The sequence below is a fragment of the Cellulomonas avistercoris genome (assembly GCF_014836445.1).
GTDB lineage: Bacteria > Actinomycetota > Actinomycetes > Actinomycetales > Cellulomonadaceae > Cellulomonas > Cellulomonas avistercoris.
This window is the reverse complement of record NZ_JACSQV010000002.1, coordinates 210,076-234,237: the sequence shown is the minus strand read 5'-3', so window position 1 is coordinate 234,237 and position 24,162 is coordinate 210,076. Positions and strand designations below refer to the sequence as shown.

Sequence of the window (24,162 nt, the reverse complement as noted above, 5' to 3'; positions counted from 1 at the left end):
GGACGTCCCTGCGCCACCCACCGCGTGCTGCGGCAGGATGAACCCATGACCTACACCCTCGTGCTGCTCCGCCACGGCGAGAGCGAGTGGAACGCCAAGAACCTGTTCACCGGCTGGGTGGACGTGCCCCTGTCCGAGAAGGGCGTCGAGGAGGCGAAGCGTGGCGGCACGCTGCTGACCGACGCGGGCGTGCTGCCGGACGTCGTGCACACGTCGCTGCTGCGCCGCGCGATCACGACCGCGAACCTCGCGCTCGACGTCGCGGACCGCCACTGGATCCCCGTCAAGCGGTCGTGGCGCCTCAACGAGCGTCACTACGGCGCGCTGCAGGGCAAGAACAAGAAGGAGACGCTCGACGAGTACGGCGAGGAGCAGTTCATGCTCTGGCGCCGCTCGTACGACGTCCCGCCGCCGGAGATCGAGCTGGGCTCCGAGTACTCGCAGGACACCGACCCCCGCTACGCGGGCGAGCCGATCCCGCGCACCGAGGCGCTCGCGCAGGTCCTCGAGCGCGCGCTGCCGTACTGGGAGGCCGAGATCGTGCCCGACCTCCAGGCGCGCAAGGTCGTCCTGGTCGCCGCGCACGGCAACTCGATCCGCTCGATCGTCAAGTACCTCGACGACGTCGACGAGCAGACCATCGCCGGCATCAACATCCCCACGGGCATCCCGCTGCTGTACGAGCTGGACGAGGAGACGCTGAAGCCGGTCAAGGCCGGTGGCACCTACCTCGACCCCGAGGCCGCCAAGGCCGCGATCGCGGCGGTCGCCAACCAGGGTCGCTGACCCGCAGCGCCACGCGCCGCACGACGACGAGAGGCGCCCGCCCCCTCCCCGGGACGGGCGCCTCTCGCGTGCACGGGGCCGCGATGGGCCCCGCGGTCCTCAGCGCACGCGCACGGCGGCCGGGTCGAGCGCGTCGGCCACGTCACCCGTCACCAGGTAGACCATGCGCCGCGCGACCGACACGCCGTGGTCGCCGAACCGCTCGTAGTACCGCCCGAGCAGCGTGACGTCGACCGTCTCCTGCGTCGTGCGGTCCCACGGGCCCGCGAGCATCGCCGTGAACGTGCCGGCGTGCAGCTCGTCGAGCAGGTCGTCGTCCTGCTGGATCGACTCGGCGAGCGCCATGTCCCGCGTGCTGAGCAGCGTGGTGACGCGGCGGGCGACGCGCACGGCGGCGTCCTGCATCTGCGTGAACGTCTCCTCCATGCCCGCCGGGACGGCCAGGACGGGGTACCGGGCGCGCGTCACCTGCGCGACGTGCCGCGCGAGGTCGCCCATGCGCTCGAGCGACGCGCTCATGCGCAGCGCCGAGACGACGACCCGCAGGTCGGTCGCGACGGGCTGCTGCTGGGCCAGCAGGCGTACGCACCGCTCGTCCAGGTCCTGCTCGAGCGCGTCGATCGCCAGGTCGTCGGCGATGACGGACTCCGCGAGCTGGAGGTCCCCGGTCAGCAGGGCGATGCCGGCGCTGCTGATGGCCTGCTCGACGCGGCCGCTCATGGCGACCAGGTCGTGGCCGAGCTGGGTGAGCTCGGCCTCGAAGATGTCCCGCATGTGCTCCCTCTCCTCGGACGTTGCGACCGCCACCGTCGCACGCGTCGGTGAACGACCGCCCCCCGGCAGGTGAACACGTGACGGCCGTTCGGCGTCCGCGACCGACGTGGGCGCGGGCCCCCCGAGGGCCCGGCCTAGTGTGGACGTCGTGGACTGGATCCTGGACGCGGCGCCCCTGGTCGCCGGACTCATCGGCGTGCTCGTCGGTGCGGTCGCGATCGGGGCGTTCCGCTGGAGCGAGCGCGAGCAGCACACCGTGCCGCCGCAGCCCGAGCCCGAGCTCGAGGACGGCCTGGTGCGCACGCTCGCGGTGCTGCGCTCGGCCGCCGTCGTGCTCGACGCGCAGGACCGCGTGGTGCGCGCGAGCCCGCCCGCGCACGCGCTGGGCGTGGTCCGCGACGGTCGGCTCGTCCACGCGTCGATGCGCGACATGGTCGCCGACGTCCGCCGCGACGGGGTCATCCGCGACGAGGAGCTCGACGTCCCGCGCGGGCCCGTCGGCCCGTCGCGCCTGCTGCTGCAGGTGCGCGTCGCGCAGGTGACGCCCGACCACCTGCTGCTGCTCGCCGAGGACCTCACGCAGGCGCGACGCCTCGAGGCGGTCCGCCGGGACTTCGTCGTCAACGTGTCGCACGAGCTCAAGACGCCCGTGGGCGCGCTGTCGCTGCTGGCGGAGACGGTGCAGGACGCCGCCGACGACCCGGAGGCCGTGCGCCGCTTCAGCGCACGGATGCGGTCGGAGGCCGCGCGCCTCTCCGCGCTGGTGCACGAGATCATCGAGCTGTCCCGCCTGCAGGTCGCCGGCGCCCTCGAGGACGCCGAGGAGGTCGCTGTCGACGACGTGGTGCAGGAGGCCGTCGACCGGGCGCGCACCGCCGCCGACGCCAAGTCCGTGCGCGTCGTGGCGGGCGGGGACCCGGGCGTCGTCGTCATCGGGGACCGCAACCTGCTGGTCACGGCCGTGCGCAACCTGCTCGACAACGCGGTCGCGTACTCGCCCGACGGCACGCGGGTCAACGTCGGCGTCCGCCGCCGGGGCGACCTGGTGGAGATCGCGGTGGTCGACGAGGGCGTGGGGATCGACGCCGCGGACCAGGAGCGCGTCTTCGAGCGGTTCTACCGCGTCGACCCCGCACGCTCGCGGGACACGGGCGGCACCGGGCTGGGGCTGTCGATCGTCAAGCACGTCGCCGCCGACCACGGCGGCGACGTGTCGGTGTGGTCGCAGCCGGGTCGCGGGTCCACGTTCACCCTGCGCCTGCCCGTCGCGACGCCCGCGGCGGCGCCCGACGCGCCGGACGCACCGGCCGCCTCCGCCACCTCCGCCACGTCCGCCGCGTCCGCCGACGCCCGCACCTCCTCCACCTCGCCGTCCCGGCCCGGTGCGCCCACGACCCCCACCAGGAGCAGCACGTGACCCGCATCCTTCTCGTCGAGGACGAGGAGTCCTACCGCGACCCGCTGTCCTACCAGCTCGGCCGGGAGGGCTACGAGGTCGTCACGGCGGCGACGGGTCCGCAGGCGCTGGAGCAGTTCGCCGAGCACGGTGCGGACCTCGTGCTCCTCGACCTCATGCTGCCCGGCCTGCCCGGCACCGAGGTGTGCCGGCGGCTGCGCCTGGAGTCCGACGTGCCGGTGATCATGCTGACCGCGAAGGACGACGAGATCGACAAGGTCGTGGGCCTCGAGCTCGGTGCGGACGACTACGTGACCAAGCCCTACTCGTCGCGCGAGCTCCTGGCGCGCATCCGGGCCGTGCTGCGGCGCCGCGACACCGGCACCCGCGCGGTCGGCGAGGACGACGGCGACACGGTCCTGGAGGTCGACGGCGTCCGGATGGACGTCGACCGGCACACGGTGCACGTGCACGGCGAGCTGGTGCCGTTCCCGCTCAAGGAGTTCGAGCTGCTCGAGATGCTGCTGCGCAACCCCGACCGGGTGCTGACGCGCGGGCAGCTCATCGACCGCGTGTGGGGCTCGGACTACGTGGGCGACACCAAGACCCTGGACGTCCACGTCAAGCGCATCCGGGCCAAGATCGAGCGGGACCCGTCCGCGCCGACACTGCTGACGACCGTGCGGGGGCTCGGGTACAAGCTGTCGGACGGCCCGGAGTAGCGCACGCGAGACGGTCGACGAGCGTTCACCCGGGGTTCACCCGGAGCCGTCGGAGCGGTCACCTGCCCCACCTAGCGTCGGCGTCGGCCGCGCACCGACCGGTGCGCGCAGACGTTGACAGGACGGGACACAGTGAAGCTCACCCCCCACAGCCGTTTCGGTGCCGTCGCCCTCACCGGTGCGCTGGCGCTGACGCTCGCCGCGTGCAGCTCGGGCTCCTCGGCCGAGCCGGGCGCGACGTCGGGTGCAGGCGACGCCCCCGCCGAGCTGAGCGGCTCGCTCGCCGGTGCCGGTGCGTCCTCGCAGGAGAAGGCCGTCGCCGGCTGGATCGCCGGGTTCAACGACACGTACCCCGACGTGGCGGTCAGCTACGACGCGGTCGGCTCGGGCGGCGGGCGCGAGCAGTTCCTCGCCGGTGCCGTGCAGTTCGCCGGGTCCGACGCGGCGCTGAAGGACGACGAGCTCGAGGCCGCGACCGAGCGCTGCGAGGGCGGCGAGGCGCTCGAGCTGCCGCTGTACATCAGCCCCATCGCGGTCGTCTACAACCTCCCCGACGTGGACACCGAGCACCTGCAGCTCTCGGCGGCCACCATCGCGAAGATCTTCAACCGCGAGATCACGACGTGGGACGACGCGGCGATCGCCGCCGAGAACCCCGACGTGACGCTGCCGTCGACCGGCATCATCCCCGTGAACCGCTCCGACGAGTCGGGCACCACGGAGAACTTCACCGAGTACCTCGAGGCCGCCTCGGACGGCGCGTGGCCGCACGAGGCCTCGGGCGACTGGCCGCTGTCCGGCGGGCAGTCGGGCCAGGGCACGCAGGGCGTCATCGACACGGTCTCGGGCGCGAAGGGTGCGATCGGCTACGCCGACGCGTCCCGCGCGGGTGACCTGGGCACGGTCGCGCTGAAGGTCGGCGAGGAGTACGTGCCGTTCTCGGCGGAGGCGGCCGCGAAGGTCGTCGACGCGTCCCCGCGTGCCGAGGGCGCGACGGACAAGCGCCTCGTGGTCGAGCTGGACCGCACCACGACCGAGGCCGGCGCCTACCCGCTGGTCCTCATCTCGTACTCGATCGCGTGCTCCACGTACGCCGACGCGGCGGACGCGGACAACGTCAAGGCGTACCTCACGTACGTGGCGAGCGCCGCGGGCCAGGACCGCGCCGCCGACCCGGGCGTCGCGGGCTCGGCGCCCATCTCCGACGACCTGCGCACCGAGGTCCAGGCGGCGATCGACTCGATCACGGCGGCCTGACGACCTCACGACCGCACCACGCCGGGCCGTCCCGGGACGGGCACGACGCCCACCCCGGGACGGCTCGCGCGGCGCCCCCACCCTCCCCGACCGACGGAGCAGCAGTGGCTGTCACCACCACCCCACCCCCGCGAGGCGCCGCCCCGCGTCCCTCGTCCGACGCCGGCGACACGGCCGGCGCCGCCGCGCGCGCGGCCTCCACCGGGCGGCTGGCGGGCCGCGTCTTCGGTGCCCTGTCGACCGGCGCGGGCGTGCTCATCCTCGTGACGCTCGCGGCGGTCGCGGTCTTCCTCGTGCTGCGCGCGTGGCCGGCGCTGACCGCGTCCCGCGAGGAGCTCGAGGCCATCTCGTGGTTCAACGGCGGCTCCGTCGCCGAGTACGTCGGGCCGCTCATCTTCGGGACGCTCCTGGCGTCCCTCCTGGCGCTCCTGCTGGCGGTGCCCGTGTCGATCGGCATCGCGCTGTTCATCTCGCACTACGCACCGCGCCGGCTCGCGCAGGGCCTGGGCTACCTGATCGACCTGCTGGCGGCCATCCCGTCGGTCGTCTACGGGCTGTGGGGCGCGCTGTGGCTCATCGGGCGGCTGGACCCGGTGTTCGCGTGGCTGTCGTCGAACCTCGGGTTCATCCCGCTGTTCGCGGACTACCAGGCGCCGGCCAAGAACATCATGTCGGCCTCCGTGGTGCTGGCCGTGATGATCCTGCCGATCATCACCGCGGTCTCGCGCGAGGTCTTCCTGCAGACCCCGCGCCTGCACGAGGAGGCCTCGCTCGCGCTCGGCGCGACCCGCTGGGAGATGGTCCGTCAGGCCGTCCTGCCGTTCGGCCGCTCGGGCGTCATCAGCGCCTCGATGCTCGGGCTGGGGCGGGCGCTGGGCGAGACGATGGCCGTGCTCATGGTCATCTCGCCCGGGTTCCTCTTCTCGTTCTTCCTGCTCAAGCCCGGTCAGCAGCAGACCATCGCCGCGAACATCGCCTCGAAGTTCCCCGAGGCGAGCGGCCTGAGCGTCAGCGCGCTGATCGCCACGGGCCTGGCGCTGTTCGTCATCACGTTCGTGGTCAACTTCGCCGCGCGCTGGGTCATCGCGCGCCGCGCCGAGTTCTCGGGAGCCAACTGATGGCCGCTGACGCCACCACCGCTCCCGCGGGGCTGCTGACCGACGACGCGTACCGCCGCCTGCCGTCGTGGAGCCCGTGGGCCTTCGCGGCCGGCGCGCTCGCCGCGGCGCTGCTGGTGCTGCTCGCGCTCGGGGCGGTCTCGACGGCGGGCGTCGTCGTGCTCGGCGCCGTGCTCTTCGTGCTGTCGTCGAGCATCACCTCGCGCGTCGTCGAGGGGCCGCGGCGCGCGGCCGACCGTCTCGCGACGACCCTCGTCACCGGCGCGTTCCTGCTGGCCCTCGTGCCGCTGGTCTCGCTCGTCCTGCTCGTCGTCACGCGCGGCGCGTCGTCGTTCGGGTGGGCCTTCCTGACGACCGACATGGTCGGCGTCTTCGGGGAGATGACGTCGGGCGGCATCGCGCACGCGCTCGTCGGGACGCTCCTGGTCACGCTCGCCGCCGCGCTCATCTCGGTGCCGGTCGGCCTGCTGACCGCGATCTACCTGGTCGAGTACGGCCGCGGCCCGCTCGCGCGGGGCATCACGCTGCTCGTCGACGTCATGACGGGCATCCCGTCGATCGTCGCGGGCCTGTTCGCGTTCGCGCTGTTCACGCTGATCATGGGCCCGGCGTACCGCGCGGGGATCATGGGCGCCGTCGCGCTGGCCCTGCTCATGACGCCCGTCGTCATCCGCTCGGTCGAGGAGATGCTGCGGCTCGTGCCGAACGAGCTGCGCGAGGCGTCGTACGCGCTGGGTGTGCCGAAGTGGCTGACGATCGTCAAGGTCGTCCTGCGCACGTCCGCGGCGGGCATCGTCACGGGCGTCATGCTCGCGGTCGCGCGCGTCATCGGCGAGACCGCGCCGCTGCTGCTCACGGTCGGGCTCGTCACCCAGACCAACACCGACCTGTTCGACGGGCGCATGGCGACGCTGCCCGTGTTCGCGTACCGCCAGTACGAGCAGGGCGGGACGGGGATCGACCGCGCGTGGGCCGCGGCCCTCACGCTCATCCTGCTCGTCATGCTCCTCAACCTCGTGGCCCGGCTCGTCAGCCGCTGGTTCGCCCCGAAGGGCGCCCGCTGACGCGGGCCGCACCGACCCCAGGAAGGACCCCCATGTCCAATCGGATCGACGTCTCGGACCTCGACGTCTACTACGGCGACTTCCTCGCCGTGCAGGGCGTGAACATGACCATCGAGGCGCGGCAGGCGACCGCGCTCATCGGCCCGTCGGGCTGCGGCAAGTCCACGTTCCTGCGCACCCTGAACCGCATGCACGAGGTCATCCCCGGCGCGCGCGTGCAGGGCAAGGCGCTCATGGACGGCCAGGACCTGTACGGCGCGGACGTCGACCCCGTCACGGTGCGTCGCCTCGTCGGCATGGTCTTCCAGCGGCCCAACCCCTTCCCGACGATGTCGATCGCGGACAACGTGCTCGCGGGTGTGCGGCTCAACAACCGGCGCATGTCGAAGGGCGACCAGCAGGACCTCGTCGAGCAGTCGCTGCGGGGAGCGAACCTGTGGAACGAGGTCAAGGACCGCCTCGCGCGCCCCGGCTCGAGCCTGTCGGGGGGTCAGCAGCAGCGCCTGTGCATCGCGCGCGCGATCGCCGTGAAGCCGCAGGTGCTGCTCATGGACGAGCCCTGCTCGGCGCTCGACCCGATCTCGACGCTCGCGATCGAGGACCTCATCGCCGAGCTGAAGTCGCAGTACACGATCGTCATCGTCACCCACAACATGCAGCAGGCCGCGCGCGTGTCGGACCGCACCGGGTTCTTCAACATCGCGGGCACCGGCAAGCCGGGCCGGCTCATCGAGATGGACGACACCTCGACGATGTTCTCCTCGCCGCGCGAGCAGGCCACGGAGGACTACATCTCGGGCCGCTTCGGCTGACGCCGGCGCGACCGCCGCGACGCACGAGGGGCCGACCACCGGACGGTGGTCGGCCCCTCGTGCGTGCGGCGGTGGGACGGGCGGGTGCTACTCGCCCTGCTCCTGCTCCTGCTGCTGCGGCTCGGAGGCGTCGCGCGTGGCGTCGTCGGTCGGCGTCGCGGTCGGGCCCCCGGTGATCGACTCGAGCAGGGCCTCGTACTGCGGCTGCGCACCGTCGAGGACCGGGATGGCGAACTCGACCGTGCCGCCGCTCGACGTCGTCACCTTGAGCTGCGTGAGCCCGCCGGGGCGCGTGTCCACGGCGGCGACGGGCACGTCCTGCGTCGTGTAGCGCGGGGGAGCGTCGCTGACGCCCAGCAGCACCGTCTGGCGGGCGCCGACCTGCACGCGCACCGGCTCGGCGTCGCCGACGGTGAGCGTCACGTCCTCGTCGTCAGACGAGCCGTTGGCCAGCGCACCGGTGAGGACCCCCGGGGCGCCCTCGGCGGCGGAGACGACCACCATGTTGAGCACCCGGACCTCGCCCACGGCGCTGCCCGCACCGTCCGAGGCCGCGTAGTCCCAGGTCGTCGTGATCGGGTTGGTGGCCGAGCAGCCCGCCACCGTCAGCGCGGCGGCGGCGACCAGGCCGGCTGCGGCGGTCCGGACGGAACGGGGACGGAGGCGGGTCACGAGGGGCTCCTGCTGGTCTCGCGCGCGGAGGCGGCGGGTGCGGGTGGGGCGCTGCCTCTGCACCCGGTCCGACGGTGCGGACCCGACGCAGGGGGAGTCGCAGGTCAGCCTACCGTCGAGGGACCCGACGGGACCTCGGTCCCTTGCACGGGGCGGCCCGCGCCCGGCCGCAGGGCACGTCGGCGGCGCGTCGCCGGGGCGTCGTTCGCCTGTCGACCGGGCGCTGACCAGCGCGGACGCTCCTGGACGACCGGATTCCACAGGAGCCGGGCGTGATACCATACACGTCTGCGAAAGGGGACACCGACAGATGACTTTCACTGTTGGGGAGACCGTCGTCTACCCGCACCACGGTGCAGCCAAGATCGAAGAGATCAAGAGCCGGACCATCCGGGGCGAGGAGAAGCTCTACCTCAAGCTCAAGGTCGCCCACGGTGACCTGACGATCGAGGTGCCGGCGGAGAACGTCGATCTGGTCGGTGTCCGCGACGTCGTCGGCCAGGAGGGCCTCGACCGCGTGTTCGAGGTGCTGCGCGCCCCGTACACCGAGGAGCCGACCAACTGGTCGCGACGCTACAAGGCCAACCTCGAGAAGCTGCAGTCGGGCGACGTCATCAAGGTGGCGGAGGTCGTGCGCGACCTGTCGCGCCGTGACGCCGACCGCGGCCTGTCGGCCGGGGAGAAGCGCATGCTCGCCAAGGCCCGTCAGATCCTCGTCTCGGAGCTCGCGCTCGCCGAGAAGACCGAGGAGGACAAGGCCGAGGCCATCCTCGACGAGGTCCTCGCGTCCTGATCCACGCACGACGGCCCGGGCCCAGCCGCCCGGGCCGTCTGCTGTGTCGGGGGAGCGTCCGGGAGCCACCACGGTGCACGATGCGCACATGACGATCGCCGCTGTCCTCACCGCCGCCGGGAGCGGTTCGCGCCTCGGCCTGCAGCTCCCCAAGGCCGTCGTCCCGGTCGCGGGCGAGCCGCTCGTGGTCCACGCCGCGCGTGCCCTGCTGGCCGCGCGGGCGTCGGACGGGTCCGCCGTCAGCCAGCTCGTCGTCACCGCGCCCGCCGCGCACCTCGACGAGGTCGCCGTGCTGCTCGCGGACGTCGTGGAGGCGGCGGACGTCCGCCTCGACGTCGTCGGCGGGGGACGCACCCGCCAGGAGTCCGTCGCCGCGGGGCTCGCGGAGCTGGTGGACGAGGTCGACGTCGTCCTCGTGCACGACGCCGCTCGTCCGTTCGCCCCGGTGGAGCTCGTCGCGCGCGTCGTGGACGCGGTGCGCGCGGGCCACCCCGCGGTGGTGCCGGGGCTGCCCGTGGTCGACACCGTCAAGCGCGTGGGCCCGGGCGACGGCACCGGACGACCGGTGCTCGAGACGGTGCCACGGTCCGACCTCGTCGCGGTCCAGACCCCGCAGGGCTTCGACCGCGAGGTGCTCGAGCGTGCGCACGCGGTGGGCTCGGGCCGGGGCGCGCACGAGGAGACGGCGGCGTCGGACGACGCGGGGCTCGTGGAGGCGGACGGCGTGCCGGTCTGGGTGGTCCCCGGCGACGAGCGCGCCGCCAAGGTGACCACGGCCCGCGACCTGCTGGTCGCCCAGGCCCTGACGGCGGGAGCCCTGGCATGAACCTGCGGACCGGGATCGGCATCGACGTGCACTCCTACGACCCCGACCCGGCCCCGGACGCGGTGCTGCACCTCGCGGGCCTGGAGTGGCCGGGCGAGCGCCCGCTCGCGGGCCACTCGGACGCGGACGTCGCCGCGCACGCCGCGGCCGACGCCCTGCTGTCCGCGGCGGGACTCGGCGACCTGGGCCTGCAGTTCGGCACCGACGACCCGCGGTGGGCGGGTGCGTCGGGGGCGGCGCTCCTGGCCGAGGCCGCGCGCCGGGTGCGGGCCGCGGGGTTCACGATCGGCAACATCGCGGTGCAGGTCGTCGGCAACCGTCCCAAGCTGGGCCCGCGGCGCATCGAGGCGCAGGCGGTCCTGTCGATGGCGTGCGGTGCGACGGTGACGGTCGGTGCGACGACGACGGACGGCCTCGGGCTGACCGGCCGGGGCCAAGGGGTCGCGGCCATCGCGACGGCCCTGATCACGCTCGACGAGGTCTGAGGGTCGACATCGCGGGGGAACCGCCGGTCAGGCGCGCTCCGCGGCACCCGTCGCGGCCGGGTCGGCGGCGGGGTGCTCGGCAGGGGACGTGGGCGACGGCCCGCGCGGGGTGCGTCGACCCGTGCTGCCCAGCAGGACGCCCCCGACCACGAGCGTGCCCAGCGCCAGCTCGGCGGGCCGCGTCGGCTCGTGCAGGAACAGCCACGACGAGCCGATGCCGACGACCGGGACCAGCATCGAGAACGGCGCCACCACGCTCGACGAGTGGTGCGCCATGAGCCACGTCCACAGCCCCGTCCCGACGACGGTCGCGACGAGCACGGTGAACGCGAGACCGCCGAGCGCGGCCAGGCCGGTGGGCGTGGTCAGGCCGTCGAACGACGCGGCGATCGTCGCCGGCCCCTCGACCAGCAGCGACAGCACCAGCATCGGCACAGGAGGGACCACCGTCATCCACATCATGAGCCGGAAGGGCGAGTCGGCCTGGGCCTGGCGGTTGCACAGGTTGCCGAACGCCCAGCCGAGCCCGCCGCAGAGCGTCAGGAGGACGGGCAGCAGCGCCGCGCCCCCGTCGAGCCCGGCACGGTGCACGGCGATCCCGCCGAGCCCCACGACGGCGATCGCGACGCCGAGGCCCTGGCGCACCGTGAGGCGCTCCCGCAGCAGCACGGCGGCGAGCAGCACCGTGAACGGCGCGGACGACTGCAGCACGAGCGAGGCCAGGCCCGTCGGCATGCCGTTGTCCATCGCGAGGTAGAGGAAGACGAACTGCAGCACGCCGAACCCCGCGCCGTAGCCCAGCAGCCAGCGCCACGCGACGCGCGGGCGGGGCACGAGCAGCAGCGTCGGCACGGCGACGACCGCGAAGCGCAGCGCGACCAGGAAGAACGGCGGGAACTGCTGGAGCGAGAGGTGGATCGCGGGGAAGTTCAGGCCCCACGTGACGGCGACGAGCACGGCGAGCAGGACGTGGCGGGGTGGCACCCGGTGAGTCTGTCCCCCGTGGCGCGCGGCCACCAGCGCATTGCGCGGACCGCGTGCGACCACCGTGTCACGATGTGGGCACGCGACCACCCGCGCGGGTGAACTGTCGGAGCGGATCTCGAAAGTCACGCACCGCACACGCCGCCGGGCGTCGCGATCCGGACGAATCGCCGGTACCGTCCGTCCACGTGACTGTGCCATCCACCGACAGCGAGCGCGCTCCCACGCGCGCTGCGCCCACACCGGAGACGGCCCCGCGCCGGCTGCCGCGGCGTGCGGCGACCCTGCCCGTCCGGCAGCGCAACCGGGTGGCGCTCGAGACGCTGGAGGCCACGTTCGCCGGCCTGCAGCAGGTCGACGAGGAGGCGCGTCCCGCTGCGCCCCTCACCCCGCCGGCGGACCTGTGGCCGCCCGTGACCGGGAGCCACCCGCTCGTGACCGGCAGCCAGCCGCGCGTCAGCGGGTGAGGAGCACGAGCTTCCCGCCCGTGTGACCCTCGCGGCTGCGCGCGTGTGCCGCCGCGGCCTGCTCCAGCGCGTACGTGCCGGTGACCAGCACGTCCAGGGCGCCGTCGGCTGCCAGGGCCGTCAGCTGGCTGCGTGCCGCCTCACGCACGTCGTGGCCGGGGTCCGCCCCCGCGCCGTGGCCCAGGGCCAGCACACCGAGCCCCGCGGCGCGGTCGAGGGCGACGAGCGTGGCGACCCGTCGGCGGTCGGCCACCAGCGCGACCGACGTGTCGAGCGCCTCCGGGGTGCCCACGGCGTCGATCGCGACGGTCACGCGTCCCAGCACCGGCTCGAGGTCGCGCACGCGCTCCAGCAGCCCCGTGCCGTACGCCACGGGCTCGGCGCCGAGGCGCCGCAGGCAGTCGTGCCAGGCGGGCGATGCCGTCGCGATCACACGCGCGCCGCGCAGCACCGCGAGCTGCACGGCCATGCGTCCGACACCCCCCGAGGCCCCGTGCACCAGGACGACGTCCTCGTCGTCCACGCCCGTGGCGTCGACGGCGTGCGCGGCGGTCACGCCCGCGGCGAGCAGGCCGGCGGCGCGCACGACGTCGAGCCCGTCGGGCCGGCGCACGACGACGCCCTGCGGTGCCGTCACCACGTCGGCGTACCCGCCCGTGACCGGCCACGCGAGGACCTCGTCGCCCGGGGAGTACCAGCGCACACCCGTCCCGACGGCCTGCACGACGCCGGCGACCTCGAGGCCCAGGCGCACGGGCGGGTGCCCGCCCGAGCCGGGGGCGTACGACTTCCAGTCCCACGGGTTCACGCCTGCGGCGTGCACGCGGACCTGCACCTCGCCCGGGCCCGGTGGCGCGACCTGCGCCTCGACGACCCGCAGCACCTCCGGCCCACCGAGCGCGGTCGCGACGACCGCTCGTCCCGTGTCCGCCATCGGGCCAGCCTGACGGCGGAAGGCCCCGGAGACCAGGGCGGACGGGTCCCTCGTTCGCCTGAACCGCGGGCGGCGTCAGCCCGCGGGACCGAGCACGTGGTCGACGTACGCGTTGCGGAAGGTGCCGGTGGGGTCGACGCGCGCGCGGACGCGGTTGGCGCGGGGCAGGTGCGGGTACAGCTCGTCCAGGCGCTCGTGGTCCAGCCCGTGCAGCTTGCCCCAGTGCGGGCGGCCGTCGACCTGCGCGACGATGCGCTCGACGGCGTCGAAGTACCGGCGGTGCGCCATGCGGTGGTACTGGTGCACGGCGACGTACCCGGTCGCCCGGCCCTGCGCGGTCGACAGCCACAGGTCGTCGGCGGCGGCGAAGCGCACCTCGAGGGGGAACGGCACGGGCTCGCCCGTGCTGCGCAGCCACGCGTCCACCTCGCGCAGCACGTCGGCCACGTGCTCGCGCGGCACCGCGTACTCCATCTCGCGGAACCGGACGCGGCGCGGCGAGACGAACACGTCCGCGGACGGCCCGGTGTAGGTGCGGGCGGCGAGCGCGCGGCAGGCGAGGGCGTTGACCCGCGGCACGACGCCCGGCCGCGCGGACGCGAGCCGGTTGAGCGCCGCGAAGACGCCGTTGGACAGCACCTCGTCGTCGACGAGGTGCCGCAGCGGTGACAGCGGGCGCTCCGCACCGTCGGTGACGTGGTTGTTGCGCTTGGTCAGTGCGCCGTCGGTGTGCGGGAACCAGAAGAACTCGAAGTGGTCGTTGTCGTCCACGAGCGCGTCGAGGCGGTCGAGGACCTCGTGCAGCGCCATCGGCTCCTCGCGGGCGCGCAGCCGGAAGGCGGGCACCACGTCGAGCGTGACGGCCGCGAGGACGCCCGCGGTGCCCAGCCCCAGCCGCGCGAGCTCGAACAGGTCGGGGTCCTGCGTCGGCGAGACCTCCCGGACGTCACCGGTCGCGGTGACGACCCGGCAGGCGGTCACCTGGGTCGCGAGGCCGCCGAGCCGCGCTCCCGTGCCGTGCGTGCCGGTGCTGATCGCGCCCGCGATCGACTGCGCGTCGATGTCGCCGAGGTTCCGCAGCGCGAGGCCTCGCGCGGCGAGCCCCGCGTTGAGCGCGCCGAGCCGGATGCCCGCACCCACCGTGACCTCCGCGGAGCCGTCCGTCCGGGTGACGACCCGCTCGAACCCGGCCAGGGCGTCGAGGTGCACCTGCACGCCGTCGGTCACGGCGGCGCCGGTGAACGAGTGGCCCGCTCCGACCGCGCGCAGCCGCGTCCCCGCCGCCGTCGCGGCGCTCACCTCGCGGACGAGCTCTCCCAGGTCACGCGGACGTGCGACCCTGCGCGGGTCGGCGCTCTGCGTCCGCGCCCAGTTGTGCCACGTCCCTGTCCCGGCCCCCCCGGCGCGACGCCCTCCCATCTCCGCAGGATCGGCTGGGCGCGTGTCCAAGTCAAGTGCGCGAAATCCTTGACTATCGTCATGACACGCGATGAGATGATCCCGGAGACGCATCGACCGCACCCGGGGGGGTGTGCCGGCGAGGCGTCCGCGAGGAGGAAGCAATGAACCGTCTGCCGGTTGCAGAGCGTCGCGAACAGCTGATCGAGGCAGCACTCAGCGTCGCCAGCCGTGAGGGAATCGACGGTGCCACCGTGCGCGCCGTCGCCGCCGAGGCGGGCGTGTCGTTGGGGGTGGTCCACTACTGCTTCCGTGACAAGGACGAGCTCCTGCGCGCGATGGCCCACACGATCACCGAGCGCAACCTGGGTCGCGGCGTGGCCGCGATGCCCGAGTCGGCGCCCGCACGCGACCTCGTCATGGGAGTCCTGCACGAGCTGTGGTCGAACATCCGCGCCACACGCGGTCCGCAGCTGCTGACGTACGAGCTCACGACCACCTCGCTGCGCCATCCCGAGCTCCAGCAGGTCGGGGTCGACCAGTACGTCGTCAGCTGGGCCGCCGCCGAGCGCTTCCTCGAGGAGGTGGAGCGCGCCGCCGGGATCGTCTGGCGCGTGCCGCGTCACCTGGTCGCACGCTCGATCATCGCCACGATCGACGGGTTCTCCCTCGCGTGGCTCGTCGACGGCGACGACGACGCGGCGTACCAGGGCCTGCGCCTGTTCGCCGAGCACCTGTCCTCGCTCGCGGTGCCGGTCGACGAGGCGGCGATGCTGGGCGGGACCGCCGCCGACGAGGGTGACGACGAGCCGCGTGCCGAGGTGCACCCGTTCGCCGCACCGTCCGTCGCGTCCGGGGTGTCCGCCCTGGCATGACGAGCCCGCGCGCATGACCGTCCCGACGGCGGCCCGCCGCACCGCTGCGGACGGGTCGCCCGGGGTGGACGTGCGCACCCTCGGGCAGCGGCTCGACGCGGCCACGGCCGGCCTGCCCGCGCCGCTGGTCGTGGTCGACCTGGACGCGCTGGACGCGAACACGGACGACGTCCTGCGGCGCGCGGCGGGCACGCCGGTGCGCGTGGCGAGCAAGTCCGTGCGCGTGCGTCACGTCCTCGAGCGGGTGCTTGCGCGGCCCGGGTTCGCGGGCGTCATGGCGTACGCGGCCGCCGAGGCGCACTGGCTCGTGCGGCACGGCGTGCGGGACGTCCTGCTCGGGTACCCGACCGTCGACACCGTGGCGGTCGACGCCGTGGCCGCCGACCCCGACGCGGCGCGCGCGGTGACGTTCATGGTCGACGACACCGCCCAGGCGGACCTGCTCGCCGCCGCGGCGCACCGTCACGGACGACGGCTGCGGGTCTGCCTCGACGTCGACGCGTCGCTGCGTGTCGGCCGGGGCCCGCTCACCGTGCACCTCGGCGTGCGCCGCTCGCCCGTGCGCACGCCGCGCGACGCCGCGGTCCTCGCGGCCGCCGTCGAGCAGCGGGGAGCGCTCGAGGTGCGGGGCGTGATGTTCTACGAGGCGCAGGTCGCCGGCCTGCCCGACACCTCGCCGGCCGTGCGGCTCGTCAAGGCCGCCTCGGTCCGCGAGCTCGCGCGCCGGCGCGCCGACGTCGTCGACGCCGTGGCCGCGGCGCTCGGCCGTCCGCTCGAGCTGGTGAACTCCGGCGGGACCGGGTCGCTCGAGGTCAGTGCGGCGGCTCCCGCGGTCACCGAGGTCACGGCGGGCTCGGGCCTGTTCGTCCCCACGCTGTTCGACGGGTACCGCGCCTTCGCGCCGCGACCCGCGGCGTACTTCGGACTCGACGTCGTGCGCGTGCCCGGCGACGGGTGGGCCACGGTCTTCGGGGGCGGCTACGTCGCGTCGGGGCCGGCGACGCCGAGCCGCCTGCCCCGGCCCGTGTGGCCGGCCGGGCTGCGCCTGGGTGCGCGCGAGGGCGCGGGCGAGGTGCAGACGCCCCTGCGGGTGCCCGCGCGCGCGGACCTGCGCATCGGGGACCGCGTGTGGTTCCGGCACGCCAAGGCCGGTGAGGTCATGGAGCGGTTCGCCCAGGTGCACCTGGTCCGCGGCGACCGGGTCGAGACGACCGTGCCGACGTACCGTGGGGAGGGCGTCTGCGTCGGCTGAGCGCGCCGGTGCGTGCAACCGGTCGGGCGGGTGCCCCGTGCGCCGGTAGCCTGGCCCGGTGAGCCTGCGGCTGTTCGACAGCGGCACCCAGTCGGTGCGCGACTTCGTCCCTCTCGTCGAGGGCGAGGTCGGCATCTACCTGTGCGGTGCCACCGTGCAGTCGCCGCCGCACGTGGGGCACGTGCGCTCCGCCGTCGCGTTCGACGTGCTCGTCCGCTGGCTGCGCCGCAACGGCGTGCGCGTCACGATGATCCGCAACGTCACCGACATCGACGACAAGATCCTCGCGAAGGCCGCCGCGGCGGGCACCGAGTGGTGGGCGTGGGCGCTGGCGAACGAGCGCGCGTTCGCGTCCGCCTACGACGCCCTCGGCGTCATCCCGCCCGACTACGAGCCGCGCGCGACGGGCCACGTGCCCGCGATGCTCGACCTCATGGACCGCCTCGTCGAGCGTGGGCACGCTTACGCGGCGGGCCCGGGGGACGTGTACTTCGACGTCCGCTCGTGGACCGAGTACGGCAGCCTGACCAACCAGCGGGTCGACGACATGACGGACGTCCCCGAGGACGCGGGCTCCGGCAAGCGCGACCCCCACGACTTCGCGCTCTGGAAGGCACCCAAGCCGGGCGAGCCGGCCACCGCCTCGTGGGACACCGCCTACGGGCGCGGACGCCCGGGCTGGCACCTCGAGTGCTCGGCGATGGCCCACCGCTACCTCGGTGAGGCGTTCGACATCCACGGCGGCGGCCTCGACCTGCGCTTCCCGCACCACGAGAACGAGCAGGCGCAGTCGCGCGCCGCCGGGTACGGGTTCGCCCGGTACTGGCTGCACAACGGCTGGGTCACGCAGGGCGGCGCCAAGATGAGCAAGTCGCTCGGCAACGGCCTGCTCGTCACCACGGTGCTCGAGAAGGCCCCCGCGGCGGTCGTCCGCTACGCGCTGACGGCCGTGCAGTACCGCTCGATGCTCGAGTGGACCGACGACACCCTGGCCGAGGCCGAGGCGACGTGGGACCGGCTCGCCGGCTTCGTGCAGCGCGCCACCGAGCGGGTGGGCGGCGTGCCCGACGCCGAGGTCGCCGGCGTCGCCCTGCCGGCGGCGTTCGCCTCCGCGCTCGACGACGACCTCAACGTCCCGGCCGCGCTCGCGGTGGTCCACGAGACCCTGCGCGCGGGCAACACCGCCCTCGCGGCGGGCGACGACGACGCCGCGCGGCGCGCGATGGTGACGTTGCGTGGCATGCTCGACGTGCTGGGGCTCGATCCCGGTTCACCGCAGTGGAGCACCGCCGGGGGCGACAGCCGTACCGCGGACGCCCTCGACGCGCTGGTCCGTGCCGAGCTCGACGCACGCGCCGCCGCGCGTGCGGCCCGTGACTGGGCCACCGCCGACGCGATCCGCGACCGGCTCACTGCTGCAGGCGTCGTCGTGGAGGACTCCTCGACGGGCGCGCGCTGGGCGCTCGCTGCGCCCGCGACCGACAACTCGGAGGACTGATGGCCGGCAACTCCCAGCGCCGCGGGGCGACCCGCACCCCTGGATCGAAGAAGGGCGCCCGCGTCGGGACCGGTGGTCTCGGCCGGCGCGCGCTCGAGGGCAAGGGGCCGACGCCCAAGGCGGAGGACCGCCCGTACCACGTCGCCCACAAGCGCAAGCTCGCCGCCGAGCAGGCGGCCGCCGCCCCCGGGGGATCGGGTCGCCCGTCGCCGCGGGCCGCGCGCGGTGCGCAGGGCAAGCGCGGGGGCAGGACGAGCTCGACCCACGAGATCGTGTCGGGCCGCAACTCGGTCCTCGAGGCGCTGCGCGCCGGCATCCCCGTCGCGACCGTGTACCTCGCGGCCCGCCTCGAGGCGGACGACCGCACGCGCGAGATCATCTCGATCGCCGCCGACTCCGGCTACCCGCTGCTCGAGGTGGGCCGCGCCGAGATCGACCGGCTGACCGACGGCGCGGTGCACCAGGGCGTCGCGATCCAGGTCCCGCCGTACGAGTACCTCGATCCGGACGACCTGCTGGACACCGCCGAGGCGTCGGCGACGGCGCCGCTCGTCGTGGCGCTCGACGGCATCACCGACCCCCGCAACCTCGGGGCGGTGCTGCGCTCCGCGGGCGCGTTCGGTGCGCACGGCGTCCTCGTGCCGGAGCGGCGCGCGGCCGGTGTGACCGCGGCGGCGTGGAAGGTCTCGGCCGGTGCCGCCGCGCGCGTGCCGGTGGCGCGGGCCACCAACCTCACGCGTGCGCTGCAGGACTACCGCCGGGCCGGCGTGTTCGTCGTCGGGCTCGACGCGGGCGGGGACGTCCCGCTCAGCGGCCTGCCGTTCGCCGCCGACCCGCTGGTCCTCGTCGTCGGCTCGGAGGGCAAGGGCCTGTCGCGCCTCGTGCGTGAGCAGTGCGACGCGATCGTGTCGATCCCCATCGCGTCCGCCGTGGAGTCGCTCAACGCCGGCGTCGCGGCCGGGATCGCCCTGTACGAGGTGGCCCGGCAGCGCGCCTGAGCCGCGCCGTCGGCGTCAGCCGATGATCTGGTCCGGGTCGAACGCGTCGTCGTCCGACCCGGACGGACCGGTCTCGCCGTCGCGGAGGTCCTCCGCACGGGTCCCGAGCACCGCCTGCTCGTCGGGGCGCGTCGGCAGGATCGTCGCGACGTAGCTGCGCGCGACCTCCGGCATGGGGACGTCCCGGTGCTGCTGCTGCGAGAGGTACCAGCGGTGGTCGAGCAGCTCGTGGTAGATCTGCGCGGGCTCGAGCTTGCCGCGCAGCTCGCGCGGGACGCTGCGGACCGCGGGCTCGAAGATGTCCGTCACCCAGTCGTGCGCGACGAACGCCTCGTCGTCGGCCTGCCGGTCGGTCGCGGCGCGGAACTCGTCGAGGTCGTTGAGCAGGCGGCGGGCCTGGTTCTCCTGCACGTCGAGCCCCGTGAGGCGCATGAGCCGGCGCGAGTGGTGGCCCGCGTCGACGACCTTCGGCTGGATCCGCACCGACGTGCCGTCGAGGTCCGTGGTGATGGCCAGCTCGCCGACGTCGAACCCCAGGTCGTTGAGGCGGTCGATGCGGGCCTGCACGCGCCAGCGCTCCCCGAAGCCGAACGACTCGGTCTCGGTCAGCGCGCGCCACAACTCCTCGTACCGCACGACGAGCGCCTCGCCGATGCCGACGGCGTCCTCGTCCTCGTCGAGGAACTCACCGGCCTGCAGGTCCATGAGCTCACCGATGATGTTGACGCGCGCGACCTCGAGGTCGTACCCGCGCTGCCCGGGGGTCAGCACGTCGTGCAGGTCGCCCGTCTCCGCGTCGACCAGGTACGCGGCGAACGTCTCGGCGTCGCGGCGGAACAGCGTGTTCGACAGCGACACGTCACCCCAGTAGAAGCCCGCGAGGTGCAGGCGCACGAGCAGGACGGCCAGCGCGTCGATGAGGCGCGTCGCCGTGTCCGGCCGCAGCGACTGGCTGAACAGCGCACGGTAGGGCAGCGAGAACTGCAGGTGCTGCGTGATGAGCACCGCCTCGAGCGGCTCGCCGTCGGGGGCGCGGCGACCCGTGATGACGCCGACGGGCTCGACGCTCGGCACGTCGAGCTTGCGCAGCTGGCGCAGCAGCTCGTACTCCCGGTAGGCGACGGTCTCGCCGATCTCCTTGATCGCGATGACCCGCCCCGAGAGCCGGGCGAAACGCACGATGTGCCGGGAGATGCCGCGCGGCAGGGCCGCGAGGGTCTCGGTCGGCCAGTCCTCGAGCGGGATGTGCCACGGCAGGTCCAGCAGCGCGGGGTCCGGGTTCGCCGCCGTGATCTGCAGGCTCTGTGCCGTGACGCTCATGCCCCGATCCTCTCAGGTCTCGCCGACATCCTCCGCAGCCACCTCTCGACGAGACGCACGAGGCGGGCCCGGCGACGCCGGACCCGCCTCGTGCGTGTGGTGCTGGGTGTCAGCCGATGCGCTCGCCCGAGCCCGCGTGGAACAGGTGCTGCTCCGTCGGGCGGATGCGGACGTAGATCGTCGCGCCCTTCGGCGGGACCTGGCGGGGGTCGACGCGCACGATGATCTGCGCGTCGCCGGCGCCGGAGTGCACCGCCGCGGCCTGACCGAAGTCGTTGGTCAGCGCACCGTAGACGTACGCGTCGGAGCCGAGCTCCTCGACGATGTTGACGATGACCGGGAACGAGTCCGGCGTGCCCTGCGGCACGACGTCGAGCGACTCGGGGCGGAAGCCCACGGTGATGTGGCCCTTGTCGTCGTCCGTGAGGCCCGTGACGGCCTCGCGCGGGAGCGCCAGGCGCGACGAGCCGACCGACGCGGAGCCCTCGAGCACCGGGAAGGTGCCGATGTTCATGGCCGGCGAGCCGATGAAGCCGGCGACGAAGACGTTGGCCGGGGTGTCGTACATGTCACGCGGCGTGCCGACCTGCTGCAGGATGCCGTCCTTGAGGACCGCGATGCGGTCGCCCATGGTGAGGGCCTCGGTCTGGTCGTGCGTGACGTAGACCGTCGTGACGCCGAGGCGGCGCTGCAGCGACGCGATCTGCGTACGCGTCTGGACGCGGAGCTTGGCGTCGAGGTTCGACAGCGGCTCGTCCATGAGGAACACCTGCGGCTGACGCACGATGGCGCGGCCCATGGCGACGCGCTGACGCTGGCCACCGGAGAGGGCCTTCGGCTTGCGGTCGAGGTACTGCTGCAGGTCGAGGATCTTGGCAGCCTCCTCGACGCGCTGGCGGATCTCCGCCTTCGGGGTGCCGGCGATCTTGAGCGCGAAGCCCATGTTGTCGGCGACCGTCATGTGCGGGTACAGCGCGTAGTTCTGGAACACCATCGCGATGTCCCGGTCCTTGGGCTGCACGTCGGTGACGTCGCGGTCACCGATCAGGATGCGCCCGGCGTTGACGTCCTCGAGACCCGCGAGCATGCGCAGGGAGGTCGACTTGCCGCAGCCGGAGGGGCCGACGAGGACGAGGAACTCGCCGTCCTCGACGTGGAGGTTGAGGGCGTCCACCGCGGGACGCTCGGTCCCCGGGTAGATGCGGGTCGCGTGGTCGAAGCTGACCGTAGCCATGGCTGTACTTTCCCTTCACCGGCAGGTACGTGCCGGACGATCCGTCGTGAAGAGTGTCAACGCAGGTCCGCGGGGCCGCGGGCCTGCTGAGCCCATGTGTCTCCGCTGACACGGATCGAGGGGGGTCCGTCGGACCTCCCTCGGCCGCCGTCAGTATGGCACAGGTCATACGGCGCCCGACGGGACCGCCACGTTCAGCGCAGGGCGTCGCGCAGCAGCGCCAGGGCGGCCACGCCGGCGTGCGGGTCGGCCACGCGGTAGCGCGCGACGGTCTGCCCGGCACCGACCTTGAGCGTCACGTCCTGGTCGTCCAGCGCGGCGAACGCGTGCTCGTCGGTGACGTCGTCGCCGGCGTACAGGACGACCGGCGCGCCCAGCTCGTGGCGCAGCGCCTGCAGGGCCGTGCCCTTGTCCGCCGGCAGCACCGTGAGCTCGACGACGTCCTTGCCGTGGAGCGTCCCGACGCCGAGCTCGGTGCCCAGCGCGAGCGCCTCCGCCTCCGCGGGTGCCGCGTCGTCCGGCTCCGCGAGGCGCGTGTGCACGACGACCGCCGTCGGCTTGGACTCGACCCACACGCCGTCGCGGCCGCGCGCCACGGTGGCGGCGCGCGCCCCCAGCGCCGCCAGCAGGTCCGCCTGCGCGTGCGTCAGCTCGACGACGTCGCGGTCGAGGCCGAACTGCGTGACCCGGGCGCGCTCGGCACCGTGGCTCCCGACGAGGTAGGTGCCGGCCGGCACCTGCGCGAGCGCGTGCAGGTCGGCCATCGCGCGGCCCGAGACGAGCGCGAGCTCGACGCCGTCCCACGCCGCCAGCGCGGCGAGCACCTCGACCCCCGCGGGCAGGATGCGCGACGCCGCCGGGTCGTCCTGCAGCGGTGCGAGGGTGCCGTCGAAGTCGAGCGCGACGAGCAGGGGCCGTGCGGCGGGGTCGCCGCCGAGCGCGACGAGCCGGTCGCGCAGGTCGTCGGGCACCTGCGCGTCGGGCACCTGGTCGTCGGGCACGTGGTCGTCCGGCACGTGCGCGTCAGCCACGGTCGTCCCTCACCGGGACGGCCGTCAGGGCCGAGAGGAACTGGTCCGACCACGCGGCGACGTCGTGCGTCAGCACCCGGCGCCGCAGCCGCCGCATGCGCTTGCGCGCCTCCTTGGGGTCGAGGTGCGCGGCGTAGGTGATCGCGTCCTTCATGCCGTCGATGTCGTGCGGGTTGACCAGCACCGACCCGACCAGCTCGTCGGCGGCGCCCGTGAACTCGCTGAGCACCAGGCAGCCGCGCTCGTCCGAGCGCGCGGCCACGTACTCCTTGGCGACGAGGTTCATGCCGTCGCGCAGCGCCGTGACGAGCATGACGTCGGCGGCCAGGTACAGGGCCGCCATCTCCTCCATCGGGAACGACTGGTGCAGGTACTGCACGGGTGCGTGCCCGACCTGCCCGTGGTCCCCGTTGATCCGGCCGACGAGCAGCTCGACGTCGTCGCGCAGCTGCTGGTAGGCGCCGACGTTCTCACGGCTCGGGCTGGCGACCTGCACGAGCGTGGTCTCGGTCGCCGAGAGCCGGCCGTCCTCCAGCAGCTCGCCGTACGCCTTGATGCGGTGCCGGATGCCCTTGGTGTAGTCGAGCCGGTCGACGCCCAGCAGCAGGTACTGCGGGTCGCCCAGCTCGCGGCGGATCTCCCGCGCGCGCTCCTGGACGGCGTCGGTGCGGGCCAGGTGGTCGAACGCGTGCGAGTCGATCGAGATCGGGAACGCCTGCGCGCGCACGTGGCGCTGCGTCGGGGTGCCCTCGTCGACCGTGATCATCTGGCCGCGCGTCGTCAGGTCGGTCAGCCGTCGCACGATCCGCACGAAGTTCGCGGCGTCCCCGCCGCGCTGGAACCCGATGAGGTCAGCACCGAGCAGACCCTCGACGACCTGCTTGCGCCACGGCAGCTGCGCGAAGATCTCCAGCGGTGGGAACGGGATGTGGTGGAAGTACCCGATGCGCAGGTCCGGGCGCAGCGCGCGCAGGAACGCCGGCACGAGCTGCAGCTGGTAGTCGTGGATCCAGACCGTCGCGCCGTGCGCCGCGTTGGCGGCGGCGGCCTGCGCGAACCGCTCGTTGACGCGGCGGTACGCGTCCCACCACTGGCGGTGGAACTGCGGGGGAGCGATGACGTCGTGGTACAGCGGCCAGAGCGTGTCGTTCGAGAAGCCCTCGTAGTACCGCTCGACGTCCGTCTCGGTGAGCATGACCGGCACGAGCTCGGTGCCGTCGACCTCGAACGGCTCGAGCTCGAGCCCGGGGGACCCGCCCCACCCGACCCAGGCGCCCTTGGTGTTGGACATGACCGGCGCCAGCGCCGTGACGAGGCCGCCGGGCGACCGTGTCCAGGTCGGTTCCCCCTCCTCGTCCAGCGTGACGTCGACGGGGAGGCGGTTCGCGACGACGACCAGGTCCTGGCCGTCGCGCGGCGCGTCGATGGGCACCAGATCAGCTCCTTGCGGGTGGCTCGACCTCCGA

General features: G+C 73.9%; 24 protein-coding genes. 15 read left to right on the top strand and 9 right to left on the bottom strand.

What is annotated here, in order from left to right; all coding sequences use genetic code 11:
* The first annotated feature begins 45 nt into the window (after positions 1 to 45).
* Positions 46 to 786: a phosphoglyceromutase gene (locus H9657_RS03400; RefSeq protein WP_191780349.1), complete on the top strand. Its 741-nt coding sequence runs from the start codon at positions 46 to 48 to the stop codon at positions 784 to 786.
* Between the two features lie 99 nt (positions 787 to 885).
* On the opposite strand, the gene phoU is transcribed toward H9657_RS03400, so the two are convergent.
* Positions 886 to 1,560, bottom strand: a complete 675-nt coding sequence (gene phoU / locus H9657_RS03395) for a phosphate signaling complex protein PhoU (RefSeq protein ID WP_191780347.1) — start codon at positions 1,558 to 1,560, stop codon at positions 886 to 888.
* 148 nt (positions 1,561 to 1,708) lie between these two features.
* On the opposite strand from phoU, the gene H9657_RS03390 reads away from it, so the two are divergent.
* The 6 genes from H9657_RS03390 (at position 1,709) to pstB (ending at position 7,929) form a co-directional block, all read left to right on the top strand.
* Entirely contained in the window at positions 1,709 to 2,977 is a 1,269-nt protein-coding gene (locus H9657_RS03390; protein WP_404813131.1) for a sensor histidine kinase, read from the top strand.
* The gene (locus H9657_RS03385; RefSeq protein ID WP_191780342.1) at positions 2,974 to 3,678 is read left to right on the top strand and encodes a response regulator; all 705 of its coding nucleotides are present in this window, start codon (positions 2,974 to 2,976) and stop codon (positions 3,676 to 3,678) included. Before H9657_RS03390 ends, H9657_RS03385 begins: the two co-directional genes overlap by 4 nt.
* A 132-nt stretch (positions 3,679 to 3,810) precedes the next feature.
* The gene (pstS, locus tag H9657_RS03380; RefSeq protein WP_191780340.1) at positions 3,811 to 4,935 is read left to right on the top strand and encodes a phosphate ABC transporter substrate-binding protein PstS; all 1,125 of its coding nucleotides are present in this window, start codon (positions 3,811 to 3,813) and stop codon (positions 4,933 to 4,935) included.
* Between the two features lie 104 nt (positions 4,936 to 5,039).
* A complete protein-coding gene (gene pstC / locus H9657_RS03375) occupies positions 5,040 to 6,053 on the top strand; it encodes a phosphate ABC transporter permease subunit PstC (RefSeq protein WP_191780338.1) in 1,014 nt (337 codons plus the stop codon).
* Positions 6,053 to 7,117, top strand: a complete 1,065-nt coding sequence (gene pstA, locus H9657_RS03370; RefSeq protein WP_191780336.1) for a phosphate ABC transporter permease PstA — start codon at positions 6,053 to 6,055, stop codon at positions 7,115 to 7,117. The genes pstC and pstA overlap by 1 nt, the downstream gene beginning before the upstream one ends.
* 32 nt (positions 7,118 to 7,149) lie before the next feature.
* Positions 7,150 to 7,929, top strand: a complete 780-nt coding sequence (pstB, locus tag H9657_RS03365) for a phosphate ABC transporter ATP-binding protein PstB (RefSeq protein ID WP_191780334.1) — start codon at positions 7,150 to 7,152, stop codon at positions 7,927 to 7,929.
* 87 nt (positions 7,930 to 8,016) lie between these two features.
* Here pstB and H9657_RS03360 read toward each other — a convergent pair whose 3' ends face one another.
* The gene (locus H9657_RS03360; RefSeq protein WP_191780332.1) at positions 8,017 to 8,601 is read right to left on the bottom strand and encodes a hypothetical protein; all 585 of its coding nucleotides are present in this window, start codon (positions 8,599 to 8,601) and stop codon (positions 8,017 to 8,019) included.
* A 310-nt stretch (positions 8,602 to 8,911) separates the two neighbouring features.
* On the opposite strand from H9657_RS03360, the gene H9657_RS03355 reads away from it, so the two are divergent.
* The 3 genes from H9657_RS03355 (at position 8,912) to ispF (ending at position 10,705) form a co-directional block, all read left to right on the top strand.
* A complete protein-coding gene (locus H9657_RS03355; RefSeq protein ID WP_191780330.1) occupies positions 8,912 to 9,394 on the top strand; it encodes a CarD family transcriptional regulator in 483 nt (160 codons plus the stop codon).
* 88 nt (positions 9,395 to 9,482) lie between these two features.
* Positions 9,483 to 10,220, top strand: coding sequence for a 2-C-methyl-D-erythritol 4-phosphate cytidylyltransferase (gene ispD, locus H9657_RS03350; RefSeq protein ID WP_191780328.1), 738 nt, complete (start codon positions 9,483 to 9,485; stop codon positions 10,218 to 10,220).
* Complete coding sequence (gene ispF, locus H9657_RS03345; protein WP_191780326.1) at positions 10,217 to 10,705, top strand: 2-C-methyl-D-erythritol 2,4-cyclodiphosphate synthase; 489 nt, start codon at positions 10,217 to 10,219, stop codon at positions 10,703 to 10,705. The genes ispD and ispF overlap by 4 nt, the downstream gene beginning before the upstream one ends.
* A gap of 27 nt (positions 10,706 to 10,732) precedes the next feature.
* Here ispF and H9657_RS03340 read toward each other — a convergent pair whose 3' ends face one another.
* The gene (locus H9657_RS03340; RefSeq protein ID WP_191780324.1) at positions 10,733 to 11,689 is read right to left on the bottom strand and encodes an EamA family transporter; all 957 of its coding nucleotides are present in this window, start codon (positions 11,687 to 11,689) and stop codon (positions 10,733 to 10,735) included.
* A gap of 188 nt (positions 11,690 to 11,877) precedes the next feature.
* On the opposite strand from H9657_RS03340, the gene H9657_RS03335 reads away from it, so the two are divergent.
* Positions 11,878 to 12,156: a hypothetical protein gene (locus H9657_RS03335; RefSeq protein ID WP_191780322.1), complete on the top strand. Its 279-nt coding sequence runs from the start codon at positions 11,878 to 11,880 to the stop codon at positions 12,154 to 12,156.
* Here H9657_RS03335 and H9657_RS03330 read toward each other — a convergent pair.
* Complete coding sequence (locus H9657_RS03330; RefSeq protein ID WP_191780320.1) at positions 12,146 to 13,090, bottom strand: NADP-dependent oxidoreductase; 945 nt, start codon at positions 13,088 to 13,090, stop codon at positions 12,146 to 12,148. The two genes, H9657_RS03335 and H9657_RS03330, sit on opposite strands and share 11 nt — an antisense overlap.
* A 75-nt stretch (positions 13,091 to 13,165) precedes the next feature.
* Positions 13,166 to 14,509, bottom strand: coding sequence for a D-arabinono-1,4-lactone oxidase (locus H9657_RS03325; RefSeq protein ID WP_191780318.1), 1,344 nt, complete (start codon positions 14,507 to 14,509; stop codon positions 13,166 to 13,168).
* Between the two features lie 143 nt (positions 14,510 to 14,652).
* On the opposite strand from H9657_RS03325, the gene H9657_RS03320 reads away from it, so the two are divergent.
* From H9657_RS03320 to rlmB, 4 genes are read left to right on the top strand one after another with little or no spacing between them, the layout of a single operon-like run.
* Complete coding sequence (locus tag H9657_RS03320) at positions 14,653 to 15,363, top strand: TetR/AcrR family transcriptional regulator (protein WP_191780316.1); 711 nt, start codon at positions 14,653 to 14,655, stop codon at positions 15,361 to 15,363.
* 13 nt (positions 15,364 to 15,376) lie between these two features.
* Positions 15,377 to 16,615: an alanine racemase gene (locus H9657_RS03315; RefSeq protein ID WP_191780314.1), complete on the top strand. Its 1,239-nt coding sequence runs from the start codon at positions 15,377 to 15,379 to the stop codon at positions 16,613 to 16,615.
* A gap of 58 nt (positions 16,616 to 16,673) precedes the next feature.
* Positions 16,674 to 18,113 (top strand): cysteine--tRNA ligase, encoded by a 1,440-nt coding sequence (cysS, locus tag H9657_RS03310; protein WP_191780312.1) that lies wholly within the window; start codon positions 16,674 to 16,676, stop codon positions 18,111 to 18,113.
* On the top strand, positions 18,113 to 19,111 hold the full coding sequence (gene rlmB, locus H9657_RS03305) for a 23S rRNA (guanosine(2251)-2'-O)-methyltransferase RlmB (RefSeq protein WP_191780310.1): 999 nt from the start codon (positions 18,113 to 18,115) through the stop codon (positions 19,109 to 19,111). Before cysS ends, rlmB begins: the two co-directional genes overlap by 1 nt.
* Positions 19,112 to 19,126: 15 nt before the next feature.
* On the opposite strand, the gene H9657_RS03300 is transcribed toward rlmB, so the two are convergent.
* From H9657_RS03300 to H9657_RS03285, 4 genes are all read right to left on the bottom strand, one after another.
* Positions 19,127 to 20,431, bottom strand: coding sequence for a DUF4032 domain-containing protein (locus tag H9657_RS03300; RefSeq protein ID WP_191780309.1), 1,305 nt, complete (start codon positions 20,429 to 20,431; stop codon positions 19,127 to 19,129).
* A gap of 109 nt (positions 20,432 to 20,540) precedes the next feature.
* Positions 20,541 to 21,665, bottom strand: a complete 1,125-nt coding sequence (locus H9657_RS03295; RefSeq protein ID WP_191780306.1) for an ABC transporter ATP-binding protein — start codon at positions 21,663 to 21,665, stop codon at positions 20,541 to 20,543.
* 194 nt (positions 21,666 to 21,859) lie between these two features.
* The gene (gene otsB / locus H9657_RS03290) at positions 21,860 to 22,696 is read right to left on the bottom strand and encodes a trehalose-phosphatase (protein ID WP_318241250.1); all 837 of its coding nucleotides are present in this window, start codon (positions 22,694 to 22,696) and stop codon (positions 21,860 to 21,862) included.
* Positions 22,689 to 24,128 carry an alpha,alpha-trehalose-phosphate synthase (UDP-forming) gene (locus tag H9657_RS03285; protein WP_191780304.1) on the bottom strand — a complete coding sequence of 480 codons (1,440 nt, stop codon included), beginning with the start codon at positions 24,126 to 24,128 and terminating at the stop codon, positions 22,689 to 22,691. The genes otsB and H9657_RS03285 overlap by 8 nt, the downstream gene beginning before the upstream one ends.
* Between the last annotated feature and the right edge of the window lie 34 nt (positions 24,129 to 24,162).